We start from the raw sequence: 12,613 nt of genomic DNA, 5'->3' as shown, positions 1-12,613 counted from the left end.
TTTCCCCTGTGACACTCTTGTGACTCTCCTATGACAAAATGGCTGCAAACATTCGGTGGCGGCAGCGCTGAGGGCTCGGCGGAGCTGCGCGATTTGCTCGGCGGCAAGGGTGCCAACTTGGCCGAAATGGCTAATCTTGGTTTACCGGTGCCGCCCGGCTTTACCGTCACCACCGAGCTGTGCGCGGCCTATTACGCCAATGCCAAGAGCTTTCCCAATTCGCTTGGTGACCAGATCAACGCCGGGATGAAACATATCGAAGCGATCGCCGGTGCGGAATTCGGCGCACCCAGCAATCCGCTGCTGGTTTCTGTGCGCTCCGGCAGCCGCGCGTCGATGCCGGGCATGATGGATACGGTGCTCAATCTCGGCCTCAATGACGACACGGCGGCCGGCCTCGCCGCAAGCACCGGAGATGCGCGCTTCGCCTATGACAGCTACCGCCGCTTTATTCAGATGTATGGCAATGTTGTGCTCGGTGTCGGCCATCATGAATTTGAGGATTTGCTCGACCGCGCCAAGGATGAGCGCAACATCGCGCTCGACACCGACATGACGGCGGAGGATTGGCAGAGCCTGATTGAGCAGTATAAGAATTTGGTGACTACGCGCCTGGGCGCGCCGTTCCCGCAGGATGTTGGCGAACAGCTATGGGGCGCCATGCGGGCGGTGTTTGATTCCTGGATGAACGAGCGCGCTCTGACCTATCGCCGGCTTTACGATATCCCTGAAAGCTGGGGCACGGCGGTGAATATTCAGGCCATGGTGTTCGGCAATATGGGCAATGATTGCGCCACCGGCGTCGCCTTCACGCGCAATCCTTCGAACGGCGACAAGCGGATTTACGGCGAATATCTGATCAACGCCCAGGGCGAGGATGTGGTCGCCGGTATCCGCACGCCGCAGCCGCTGGCGGCGGACGGCAATGAGGCGGCTGGCGGCAAGAGGGCGAACAAGCCAAGCGCGCCAGCGCTGGAAACGTCGATGCCGGAGATCTATGCCGAACTGGGCAACATCGCGGGCCGCCTGGAGGCGCATTACCGCGACATGCAGGACATCGAGTTTACCGTACAGAAGGGTAAATTATGGATGCTGCAAACCCGATCCGGCAAACGCACGGCGGCGGCGGCGCTGCAAATCGCGGTCGACATGGTGGCGGAAGGCGTGCTTGATCAGGCGGCCGCAGTTCAGCGCATCGAGCCGGCAGCCCTGGAGCAATTACTGCATCCGAGGCTTGATCCAGACGCGCCGCGCCATGTGTTGACACGCGGCCTGCCGGCATCGCCCGGCGCCGCAGCGGGCAAGGTGGTGTTTTCGTCCGAGCGTGCCGAAGACCTTGCCGCCAAGGGCGAGGCGGTAATTTTGGTGCGCCCCGAGACCAGCCCGGAAGATATCCACGGCATGCATGCGGCGCGCGCCATCCTCACCAGCCGCGGCGGCATGACCAGCCACGCCGCCGTGGTAGCGCGCGGCATGGGCCGGCCGTGCATCACCGGCGCGATCGAGATGCGCATCGATGTGGCAGGCGGCAGCTTCAGCGTTGGCGGCGTGACGGTGAAAGCAGGCGATCTGATCACCGTCGATGGCAGCCGCGGCGAAGTATTAGCCGGCGAAATTCCGACCATCGAGCCGGAAATGTCGGACGCGTTCGCCACTCTGATGGGCTGGGCCGACGAAATCCGCGGCCTCGGCGTGCGCGCCAACGCCGAAACCCCAGCGGACGCCGCGACGGCGCGGAAATTTGGCGCCGAAGGCATCGGCCTCTGCCGCACCGAACATATGTTTTTCGATTCGCTGCGCATTATCGCCATGCGCGAGATGATCCTGGCCGACGACAGCGCCGGGCGGCGCACGGCGCTGGCCAAACTGCTGCCGATGCAACGCCAGGATTTCGTCGAACTGTTCCACATCATGGCCGGGCTGCCGGTGACGATCCGCCTGCTCGACCCGCCCTTGCATGAATTTTTACCGCATGGCGAAGCAGAGATTCGCGATGTTGCCAAATCGGCCGAGGTCAGCTTCGAGGATGTCAGCGCCCGCGTGGCGCAGTTGCGCGAGAACAATCCGATGCTCGGCCACCGCGGCTGCCGCCTTGGCATCTCGCACCCCGAAATTTACGAAATGCAGGTGCGCGCCATCTTCGAGGCGGCGATCGAAGCCAGCCAGATAGACGGCAGCCAGGCGACGATATTGGAAATCATGATTCCCCTGGTGATGGGCGCGCCGGAGCTAAAAATATTGAAAACTTTGGTTGATGACGTGGCGGCGGAATTGACGCGCGAAGGCGGTACCGTGCCGGACTATATCGTCGGCACCATGATCGAATTGCCGCGCGCGGCGCTGCGTGCCGGCGACATTGCCGAGGTCGCCGATTTTTTCAGCTTCGGCACCAATGATTTGACCCAAACCACGCTCGGCATCAGCCGCGACGACGCCGCAAGCTTCATGGACAGCTATGTGCGTCAGGGCCTCTTTACCCAGGACCCGTTCGCCAGCCTCGATCAGGAAGGGGTGGGCGAGCTGATCGAGACCGCGTGTAACCGCGGCCGCGAATCGCGGCCCGCCATCAAACTTGGCGTCTGCGGCGAGCATGGCGGCGACCCCGCCTCGATTCATTTTTTCGAAAAATGCGGCCTGGATTACGTCTCTTGCTCGCCCTACCGGGTGCCGATTGCCCGCCTCGCCGCTGCCCAAGCGAGGTTAAAGCGGGGCTGAGCGCCGTTTTCAGCGACCTGCGGCATATCGGCGCTCACAACAAAGTTTAATTGAAAATAGCGACTTTTCGGCGATACTGATTCGGACTTCAAAACGCCGCGCGGGTGGAAAACTAGCAAATGAATCACGACGGCATCGATTACGACGCCTTCTTCGCCGAGAAAATCTCGGAATTGAAGGACCAAGGCAATTACCGCGAGTTCGCGGAACTGGCGCGCCATGCTGGAAACTATCCGCATGCGCGGCGCTATTCCGGGACCGGCGAGGAAATTGGCGACGTCGCGATTTGGTGCAGCAATGATTATCTCGGCATGGGCCAACACGCCGCCGTGCTGGAGGCGATGACCGCGGCGATCAAGGCGCATGGCGCCGGCGCCGGCGGCACCCGCAATATTTCCGGCACCTCGCATCCGGTGGTGACGCTGGAGCGCGAGCTCGCCGATCTGCACGGCAAGCAGGCGGCATTGGTATTCACCTCAGGCTATATTTCGAATGAGGCGACGCTCAGCACGCTGGCTCAGGTGTTGCCGAATTGCCATGTATTTTCCGACGCGCTCAATCACGCTTCGATGATTCAAGGCATCCGCCACAGTGGCGCCAGCAAGACCATCTTCAAACATAACGACCCGGCCGATCTTGAGCGCCTGTTGCGCGAAGCCGACCCGGCGGTGCCTAAGCTGGTGGCATTCGAATCGGTCTATTCGATGGACGGCGATATTGCGCCGATCAAAGAGATTTGCGATGTCGCCGAGCTTTATGGCGCGATGACTTATCTCGATGAAGTCCATGCGGTTGGCCTCTACGGCCCGCGCGGCGGCGGCATTGCCGAGCAGGAAGGCTTGATGGAGCGCCTCACCGTGATCGAAGGCACACTGGCCAAAGCGTTTGGTGTGATGGGCGGCTATATTGCCGGCTCGGCGCCGCTGATTGATGTGGTGCGCAGCTTCGCGCCCGGATTCATTTTCACCACCGCGCTGCCGCCAGCGATCGCTGCCGGCGCGCTCGCCAGCGTCCGCCATTTGAAAGCAAGCAATGCCGAGCGCACGCGCCATCAAGACCGCGCGGCGCGCTGCAAGGCCGAGCTAAAAAAAGCCGGCCTGCCGGTGATGCCGAGCGAGAGCCATATCGTGCCCGTGCTGGTCGGCGATCCGGTGCGCTGCAAAGCGGCCTCCGACATGCTGATGGCCGATTACGGTATCTATATCCAGCCGATCAATTACCCCACCGTGCCGAAAGGCAGCGAGCGCCTCCGCATCACGCCGAGCCCCTTGCATGACGACGCCATGATGGACCGGCTGATCGCCGCGCTCTGCGATGTTTGGCGCAAGTTAGGGCTTAATTTCGTCAGCTAGGCGACCCAGTCAAATCACACCCGCGCCGGCCCTGCCCGGCCCGCGCCGCGCCGCGCTCTAAATTTGTTATGTCGGGCGCGACGACCGCAGCATCAATAGACCATGTACCAAGCCGACAGCGCCGCCGCCAAAAATCATGGCCTTGGAGAGTGGCGAATGGAATGTGTATTCAGCATCACCCGACATGAGCCAATGCACCAGCGCATGAGCACAAAGAAAGGCATCCAACGCGAGCTGGGAACGCCATCGCACGATTTTTGACGGGTGTGTGAATAGCCATATCAAGACCACCACCAGCGGGACATGCAGCGCGACGAAGACGGTGTACGCGGGTTCATCCGCCATTAAATTAATAAGCGGGAGCAGCCGCCATTCAGACTGCGCTACGGCATCAAGCTCGTGCGCAAGAAGAAGAGCGAAACCGGTCCAAAATATGAGCAACCCTATCTGGCTGGCACCAGCTTCTTGACCGCCGTGACCTCCCAGCAACCTTCGCATAATCATCCAACTCCGCCTGCTCGTGGCTGTGGCGCGGCTTCGGCGGCTGACTTCATAACGCCTTCCAGCAACCGAGAGCAATTACCTCTATGGGAACGCGGTATATTTTGTGGACTTTCAGGCAACAAGAAAAACAGCGCGGTTTCGGCCTCGGTGCGGAGAATTAATTGCCGAGGTGACGCGAAAGAAAGTCGAGCGTCTCAGAGTTGATTGCTCGGTGCTGATCGGCGCGCAAGACGCCTTGTGGATCGGTGCATATTTGCGGCGCGACGCTGCGCAGCATATTCGAACATTCCGACAAAAACGTGAAATGGCCGATGCCCGGCATTTCGCGCTCTTGTGCCCGTGCGATGCCGTCGAGATAGAAGCGACTATTATCAGGCTCGTTGAGGATGGCGTCGGCGCCGGCCCAAAAGATTAGCACCGGGATATCCACCTCGGCGAGGCCGGACGCATCGAACAGTGGGCCGATTGCCGGCGCGGCGACGACCAGAGCACGAAGGCGCGGGTCTTTCAGGCTGACGCTGCCCGACATGAAATCGATATATAGCGGGTCTTCCTCGCCGGGCTCGCCGGCATTCTTTGGGCAGGTGAGGCTGGCGGTCGGCTGGCGGACGCAATAGTCGAATAGATTTTGCAGTTTGGGGCGTCCGCCGGCAGCGGCGATGGCGGTAAAGCCACCTGCCGAATGGCCGAGCGCGGCGATGCGCTTGTCATCAATTTGGTCGCCGATGGCGCTATCGGCGAGCAATGCACCCAGCACAAAACTCAGATCACGCGGGCGGTTATAGAGATTCTTCGCGCTGCCGAAATCGCCATTGTCGAAGGTGCGGTCGCCGGGATGCTCCAGCGCGGCAACGATATAGCCATGCCGGGCGAGAAATTCGGCGAGGTTGAATTGGTTGAAGCGGTTGCCGCCGGTGCCGTGCGACAGCAGCGCCAGCGGATGGCGACCCGGCGCGATGGCGCCGCCCGTTGCCGCCCGCCCGGCATGAATGCCGCCGTAGGTGAGCGCCGCCGCCGTATCGTCGGTCGGATACCAGAGAGCGACGGGAATAGTGCGCCCGCGTTCGTCATCGGAAAAATTCATATCGCGGAACCCAGCGTCGGACGCCGCAGCGGCGCCGGCGCCAAGAACAACGCACGGACCGAGCACCGCTATCACCAAGCAGCGCGCCGCCAAGGTTGGTAAAAATCGGATCATAGCTCGGATCATAGCGATGCCTATTTGTCCCTCGCCCTCAATCAGAAGCCGCAGCTTCGCGGATCATTTGATTGCTGAATATTTCCGATTCGTCTGTCGCCGCGAGCCCGACCTTGACCATCGCCTTGGCCAAATCGCTATCTGTAATGCCGATGGCTGGTTTTTTGGCGAACTTCTTGGTCATGATCGGCAGCACCAGCAGCCGGTATATCCAACCCGGCGGTTTTCGCTTGCCCGTTGGCTGAATATGGCCGGGTCGGAAGATATATTTGCGTGGAAAACTGGTGGCCTGAAGCAGACTCTCGGCCTGGCCTTTGACGCGCGCGAAGGGCATGCCCTTGCCATCGGTCCGCGCCCCTTGCGCGCCGAACAAGACAAAGGTTGCCGCCGGGCTTGCCGCCGACAAGGCGTCGGTCAGCGCCTGCTGATAATCGCAGGTGATTTCGAAATAAGCCTTTTTCGAAACCTGGCTTTGGTAGACGGCAAGGCAATGGAAGCAGACATCGATATTAGCGAATTCAGAAGCGAGCGGCGCCAAATCAAGAAAATCCGTGTGCAAAATTTCACGCAGCTTGCCATCACTGATGCCAGATTGCCGCCGGCCAATTGAGACAATTTCTCCCACCGCCGGGTGAGCCAGCAAATGTGCAAGCACCTGACGGCCGACCATGCCGCTCGCCCCGGTTAAAAGCACTTTCGCTGCCGTCGATTTATTTTGCATTTGCTCTAATCTGTAATTTTTTCTGGCGCCCCGTTTCTGAGCACCACCATCATGCGGACGCCAGCGTAGGCAGCCGTAGAAAGAAAGATATGCCAGAAAAAATGCGTGCCGAAGGGAATTGTGTCGCACACGCTGAGATCGAGGGTGCGGAACGTCGCCGCGACCAGCGCACAGCCCACCATGGCAAGCGCAAGCTTAAAGGCGTGCCGCTTGCGCAGCCATGTGGCCACCAACAGCCCTACCGCAAACGCCAACATGACACTAATCACGACGATTCGAGCATCGTCCTGTGACCCCGGACGGAAGAAGGCGATGAGCGTGACGATCAGGCCGATGGGGATGACGCCGAAAAATCGGCCGCCGAGGTAATAGACCCAGAAGACCACCAGAACGACAAAATAGATGACACCCGGCAGCGCATCGAGTGTAAGCGTGAGATCGGTGCGGAGCGAATGCCAGGCAACGCTTCCCAGACCGGTAAGGACGAGCAAGATCGCTAGCGCATAGGCGATGCGGCCTTGGTCGCTGCGGCGCAGCAGGAACAGCAGGGCCAAAACCCCCAGCACGACGGGGGCAAAGCTGGTGGCGGCATTGATCGGCTCGGCGGGAAAGGCGCCCGGCGGATAGAGCCATGTTTCGCAATAGACCGGCACCGTCCCGTGCACCTCCAGAAGTTCTCTCAGCGCGCTTCGCCTAAGGGACGATGTGACGCCGCATTTTTGCTAATGCGTTGAGCGCGCCGACCGCGAATCGGCAGGCGCAGCACATTCTCGGTTACCGGACGCGCCAGATGCAAAGCGGAAATTGCGCGGCGGGACAGCGGCGGGACAAATGGCGCCGCTTGCACGGCCTCGACAATCGCCGCAAGCTCAGCGATTGGCAGGAGTAGAAAACAGAATCAGATGCACATCGTCGACGCGCAAATTCATCTTTGGGGAACTGGCCTGCCGAGCAACCTAGCCCATCGCCAGGTCACGAAATTCAGCGCCGAGGAAGCGATCGGTTTGATGGATGAAGGCGGTATTGACGCCGCGGTGATTCATCCGCCGTCTTGGGACCCAGGGGCGCACGACTTGGCAATGGATGCGGTGCGCCGCTATCCCGCCCGCTTTGCGGTGATGGGCTCGCTGGCACTCGATACGCCAGGGTCGCGCAACCAGATCGCCGGATGGCGAGATCAGCCCGGCATGCTGGGTCTCCGATATATGTTTCTGAAAGATCCAGCGCGCCGCTGGCTGCATGAGGGCGCGCTCGATTGGCTGTGGCCGGCAGCGGAAAGTGCCGGCGTGCCGATTGCCGTCATGGCGACGGATTCACTGGCGCTGTTCGGGCAGATCGCCGCGCGCCATCCCGGACTTCGCCTCACCATCGATCACCTCGGCGGCCGCGGCGGCAACACCACGTTGAAAGACGGCGCCGCCATGACCCACCTGCCCGACCTTGTGGCGCTGGCCAAATTCCCCAACGTTGCGGTCAAGGCGACCGGCGTGCCGGGCTATTCCAGCGAAGCCTATCCGTTTCCGGCGCTGCATGCCTATGTACGCCAAGTTTACGATGCGTTCGGCCCGGAGCGCATGTTTTGGGGCACGGACATCACCAAAATGCCATGTTCGTGGCGCCACTGCGTGACGATGTTTACCGAGGAATTGCCCTGGCTCAATGTTGCGGACAAGAGATTGATAATGGGCGACGCGCTGTGCGCCTGGTGGCAATGGGACCGCATGCTACATCTCACATGAACGAGCATTGCGTATGAGCTGGGCAGGCAAGGTGCCACAATAACGGCAGCACTTGGATTGGCGCCGTCGGATGCCTATATTGTGGTCAGCATGCGATTCAAAACGAATCATCCGACCACGCCCGCTCCGACGTGGCAAAAACAGATGGTCGAGATGGATGTTTAAAGCGGACGAAAATTATTTGGTCGGACCGATTTGAACTCTCGCTTGCGCTTCCCCGTACTTTTTTCAAGCGCAATTTTAGCGCTGACGCTGGCGTTCACTACGTTCACCCATGGCGGCGCACGCGCCCAGACGGAAGCTTCCGCCGCCGACCGTGAAGCGGCACGTGACGCATTTATGCTTGTGTACGAGGTGTTCGCGCATCCGCGTTGCGTGAACTGCCACCCTGTTGGAAATAAGCCTCTGCAAACGGACCGGAGCGTGCCGCACGCGATGAATGTCCAGCGCGGGCCCGACAACAAGGGCCGGACGGGAATGCGCTGCGAAACCTGTCACCAGCAGCGCCCGCTTGCCGGCGCACAGCTGCCACCAGGCGTGCCCCATGTTGAGCCGTTCCCTGTATGGCAGCTCGCGCCGATTGAAATGGCGATTCAGGGACGTCGTCCCGGAGAGCTGTGCCGCCAGTTGAAGGACAAGAGGAAAACCGGCGGCCTCGGCCTAAAAGACATCATCTTTCATCTCGACAAAGATCCGCTTGTGTTGTGGGCCTTCGATCCCGGGGCCGGGCGCACAGCGGTTCGCATTCCGCACGAAGATTTCATGGCAGCCGCGCGAACCTGGGCGCAAGCGGGCGCACCATGCCCCGAATGATCGCGCCCCAAGTGACTCCAGTGGCGAGATAGGAAAGGCCAAGGCTATGACCACGCTGCTTATCAACGGGCAACGCCAGGATGTTTCAGCCGATCCGGAGACGCCGTTGCTCTGGGTCTTGCGCGACCACCTCGGCCTGACAGGCACAAAGTTTGGCTGCGGTATTGCGCGCTGCGGTGCCTGTACGGTGCTGTTGGGAGACGAGCCGGTACGAAGCTGTGTCCTCGCCCTGTCGGATATTCGCGATCGCCCGATCACCACCATCGAGGGCCTTTCCACCGACAACGGACATCCGTTGCAACAAGCTTGGATCGAAGAAGACGTGCCGCAATGCGGCTATTGCCAGTCCGGGCAGATCATGAGCGCCGCCGGGCTGCTGGCGCATACCGACAAGCCTGACGATGACGACATCGACGCCGCCATGGCCGGTAATATTTGTCGCTGTGGCACCTATGGACGCATCCGCAAGGCGATCCACCGCGCTGCCCGAGCGATGCGGGAGAGTTGAGATGGCGCCACCGAACGTCTTCGCCGAGCCGAGCCGGCGGACATTCCTCAAGATCACGGCGCTCGCTGCCGGAGGCTTCGCCATCGGAATTCACCTGCCGGGGCGGCTCAACGTAGCTGCGCAAACGACGACGTTCGCGCCCAATGCATGGCTCCGTATCGACGGCGACGGCGTGACGATTCTGGTGAGCCAGTCGGAAATGGGCCAGGGCGTATTGACGTCGCTGCCTATGCTGGTCGCCGAGGAACTCGAAATCGCGCTCGATCAGGTCATTATCGAGCAGGCGCCCGCCGACAGCGCGTATGGCAACCCGTCCTTTTTTGGCCAGCAGGCGACCGGCGGCAGTACCAGCATCGCGGATGGCTGGGAGCCCCTGCGCCGCGCCGGCGCCACAGCGCGCGAGATGCTGATCACGGCGGCGGCACAGCATTGGGCCGTCAGCGCCGGTGCCTGCCGAGCCAAGAACGGCGCGGTAACGCATGAAGCGAGCGGGCGCAGCGCGCCCTATACGGAGCTTGCCGGCGCGGCGGCGGCGCTGCCAATGCCCGATGGCGCGCCGCTCAAGGCGGCAAAAGTTTTTCCGCCTCATCGGCACGCCGCAGAAACGCGTCGACACACCGGCTAAGGTCAACGGCAGTGCCGAATACTCTATGGATGTGCGCCGCCCCGGCATGTTGACGGCGATGATCCGGCGCAGCCCGGTACAAGGCGGGACGGCGCGCAGCTTCGATGCCGAAGCCGCGCTTGCCATCCCGGGCGTGCGCCATGTGCTGCAAATCGAAAGCGGCATCGCTGTCGCCGCCGACGACACCTGGGCCGCCAAGCGCGGCGTCGACGCGCTCGAGGTGACATGGGACGAGGGTCCGAACGCCACGATCGACAGCGAAGAAATCAGCCGACGCCTTGCCGCCGCTGCCGACCAGGGGCCGGCGCTCACGGCAGAATCCGAAGGCGATGTCGACGCCGCCCTGATAGCGGCGGCCGAGATCGTCGAAGCGGAATACGAAGTGCCGTATCTGGCCAATGCGCCGATGGAGCCGATGAGTTGCACGGCCGACGTGCGTGCCGATTCTTGCGAAGTCTGGGCGCCAACCCAAGCACAAACTTTGACGCAACGCGTCGCAGCCATGGTTGCCGGGCTCGATCCGGCGCAGGTGAAGGTGCACACGACGATGATCGGCGGCAGCTTCGGCCGACGGGGGGAGATCGATTTCGTTGTCGAAGCGGTGCATCTCGCGCGCGCCCTCGGCGCGCCGGTCAAGGTGGTGTGGTCGCGCGAGGACGACACCTGCCACGGCACCTTCCGGGCGTGCATGTATCACCGTCTCCGGGCGGGCTTGGACAGCGCCGGCGACACCGCCGCCTGGAGCCACCGCCTGGCGGGGCCTTCCATCCTCCGGCGTTATTTTCCCGGCGCCGTGCCGGACGGCCAAGTGGATATCACCTCCATAGACGGCGCCGTGCGACGGGCCTACGCCATTCCAAACCGGCGCATCGATTACGTCGAGGTGGAGACGCCGCTCGCCGCCGGCTTCTGGCGCTCGGTGGGCAACTCGCACACCGCCTTCGCCATGGAAGCCTTCGCCGACGAACTGGCAGCGGCGGCCGGGCGCGACCCGCTCGAATTCCGCGCCCGCATGCTCGCCCAAGCGCCACGTCATCTGGCGGTGCTCGAGCTCGCCGCCGAACGCGCCGGCTGGGGTCGGGCTCTGCCAGCGGGACGTCACCGCGGCATCGCGTTCCACGAATCTATGGGGGCGATCGTCGCCGAGGTCGCGGAAATCTCCGTACCGCCGGGCGAAGAGCTGCGCGTGCACAGGGTCACCTGCGCCATCGATTGCGGCGTGGTGGTCAATCCCGACACCGTCACCGCGCAGGTCGAGGGCAGCATCGTCTACGGCTTGACGGCGGCGCTTTACGGCCGCATCACACTGAAGGACGGGCGGGTACAACAAAGCAATTTCCACGATTACCGCATGCTGCGTATGCACCAAATGCCTCAAATTGATGTCCATATAGTAGCCAGCGATGCGCCGCCGGGCGGCGTCGGTGAGCCGGCGACCCCGCCCATCGCACCGGCACTGGTCAACGCATATTTTGCGGCGACCGGCAAACGCATCCGCCGCCTGCCGCTCTATCCGGAAGACCGCTGGCGCATGTCATGAGCCGAAACGCCGAGAACAAGCCGGTCGCCATGGTGATCGGCGCGACGTCTAAATGGCAATCGGATGGGCGTAATACGCTGCTTGCGCATGGCCGAGCACTTGACGATAGCGGCCTGCCGGTCGGCGCGCGCTGGGGCGTCGGCGGCGCGGTGGCGCAGAAGTTTGCCGCGGAGGGCTTTTTTACCGTGCTCAGCACTCGTGCCGAGGCCAATGCGGTACCGCTGGCGGCGGCGATCCGTGAACAGAGCGGCGATTGCATGATCGTTGAGCTCGATCTGGCATCGGAAGATTCAATCGCGGCAGCCTTCGCCATCACTCGGCGCGAGGCCGGCGAGCCGGAGGTGGTGGTCTATAACGCCGGCTATCTTGAGGGCCGCGACCTACCGCCGGAAAAGGAGCTGCTCGAACATATACCGGTCGAGATGTTTGATACCGCCCATCACGTCGCCAATCGCGGGCTCTTTCTTGTCGCCAAGCAAGCGCTGCCGGCGATGCGTCATAAAGGCGCGGGCTCATTTCTGATTTCAAACAACGCCAAATCGCTGCGCGGCAGCAAACGCATGACCGGAGAATCGCTCTATTACCCGCGCGTCATGATGCGCGCGCTGGCCCAGGTGCTGACGGAGGAATATTCCGAGCATGGCGTGCATGTCGCCAATGTGGTGATCGACGGCCTCATCGATTCGCCCGGCACAAGGACCCTGCCGCGCGCCCTGGAAAATCCAGACGCGGTGCTCAACCCGGTCAAGATCGCCGAAGCATATTACTATCTGCACAGCCAGGACCGCTCCTGCTGGACGCACGAGCTCCAACTCACGCCATTCGCGGCCAAGCCGAGTTACTGACGGGTGGGCGGATTACGATACGGGAACGGACTACGATACCCGGTGCAGCCATT

Annotated in this window: 12 protein-coding genes; 8 read left to right on the top strand and 4 right to left on the bottom strand. The window is 62.0% G+C overall.

The genetic code is table 11. The annotated features are described in order from the left end of the window. Positions 1–30 precede the first annotated feature (30 nt). Together ppdK and hemA are read left to right on the top strand one after the other, a co-directional pair. Positions 31–2,715 (top strand): pyruvate, phosphate dikinase, encoded by a 2,685-nt coding sequence (gene ppdK, locus O3A94_06260; GenBank protein MDA1355859.1) that lies wholly within the window; start codon positions 31–33, stop codon positions 2,713–2,715. Positions 2,716–2,849: 134 nt separating this feature from the next. After that, on the top strand, positions 2,850–4,067 hold the full coding sequence (hemA, locus tag O3A94_06255; protein MDA1355858.1) for a 5-aminolevulinate synthase: 1,218 nt from the start codon (positions 2,850–2,852) through the stop codon (positions 4,065–4,067). 66 nt (positions 4,068–4,133) lie between these two features. Here hemA and O3A94_06250 read toward each other — a convergent pair whose 3' ends face one another. The 4 genes from O3A94_06250 to O3A94_06235 all read right to left on the bottom strand — a co-directional run bounded on the left by O3A94_06250 (position 4,134) and on the right by O3A94_06235 (position 7,155). Then, the gene (locus O3A94_06250; GenBank protein ID MDA1355857.1) at positions 4,134–4,571 is read right to left on the bottom strand and encodes a hypothetical protein; all 438 of its coding nucleotides are present in this window, start codon (positions 4,569–4,571) and stop codon (positions 4,134–4,136) included. Between the two features lie 157 nt (positions 4,572–4,728). Continuing rightward, positions 4,729–5,769, bottom strand: a complete 1,041-nt coding sequence (locus O3A94_06245; GenBank protein ID MDA1355856.1) for a prolyl oligopeptidase family serine peptidase — start codon at positions 5,767–5,769, stop codon at positions 4,729–4,731. A 37-nt stretch (positions 5,770–5,806) separates the two neighbouring features. Further along, the gene (locus O3A94_06240) at positions 5,807–6,490 is read right to left on the bottom strand and encodes an NAD-dependent epimerase/dehydratase family protein (GenBank protein ID MDA1355855.1); all 684 of its coding nucleotides are present in this window, start codon (positions 6,488–6,490) and stop codon (positions 5,807–5,809) included. A 5-nt stretch (positions 6,491–6,495) separates the two neighbouring features. Then, positions 6,496–7,155 carry a ceramidase domain-containing protein gene (locus tag O3A94_06235; protein ID MDA1355854.1) on the bottom strand — a complete coding sequence of 220 codons (660 nt, stop codon included), beginning with the start codon at positions 7,153–7,155 and terminating at the stop codon, positions 6,496–6,498. A 237-nt stretch (positions 7,156–7,392) separates the two neighbouring features. Here O3A94_06235 and O3A94_06230 point away from each other — a divergent pair, with 237 nt between their 5' ends. The 6 genes from O3A94_06230 to O3A94_06205 all read left to right on the top strand — a co-directional run bounded on the left by O3A94_06230 (position 7,393) and on the right by O3A94_06205 (position 12,560). Beyond that, a complete protein-coding gene (locus O3A94_06230) occupies positions 7,393–8,229 on the top strand; it encodes an amidohydrolase family protein (protein MDA1355853.1) in 837 nt (278 codons plus the stop codon). Positions 8,230–8,424: 195 nt separating this feature from the next. Beyond that, the gene (locus O3A94_06225; GenBank protein ID MDA1355852.1) at positions 8,425–9,042 is read left to right on the top strand and encodes a hypothetical protein; all 618 of its coding nucleotides are present in this window, start codon (positions 8,425–8,427) and stop codon (positions 9,040–9,042) included. Between the two features lie 46 nt (positions 9,043–9,088). Further along, positions 9,089–9,550 (top strand): (2Fe-2S)-binding protein, encoded by a 462-nt coding sequence (locus O3A94_06220; GenBank protein ID MDA1355851.1) that lies wholly within the window; start codon positions 9,089–9,091, stop codon positions 9,548–9,550. Position 9,551: 1 nt separating this feature from the next. After that, the gene (locus tag O3A94_06215; protein ID MDA1355850.1) at positions 9,552–10,175 is read left to right on the top strand and encodes a molybdopterin-dependent oxidoreductase; all 624 of its coding nucleotides are present in this window, start codon (positions 9,552–9,554) and stop codon (positions 10,173–10,175) included. Next, positions 10,099–11,715, top strand: coding sequence for a molybdopterin-dependent oxidoreductase (locus tag O3A94_06210; protein MDA1355849.1), 1,617 nt, complete (start codon positions 10,099–10,101; stop codon positions 11,713–11,715). Before O3A94_06215 ends, O3A94_06210 begins: the two co-directional genes overlap by 77 nt. Further along, positions 11,712–12,560, top strand: coding sequence for an SDR family oxidoreductase (locus tag O3A94_06205; GenBank protein ID MDA1355848.1), 849 nt, complete (start codon positions 11,712–11,714; stop codon positions 12,558–12,560). The genes O3A94_06210 and O3A94_06205 overlap by 4 nt, the downstream gene beginning before the upstream one ends. Positions 12,561–12,613 lie beyond the last annotated feature (53 nt).

The sequence above is a fragment of the Pseudomonadota bacterium genome (genome assembly GCA_027624955.1).
In the GTDB taxonomy this organism is placed as follows: Bacteria; Pseudomonadota; Alphaproteobacteria; order UBA828; family UBA828; genus PTKB01.
The sequence above is the reverse complement of the archived record's forward strand: the minus strand, read 5'-3'. Positions and strand labels throughout refer to the sequence as shown.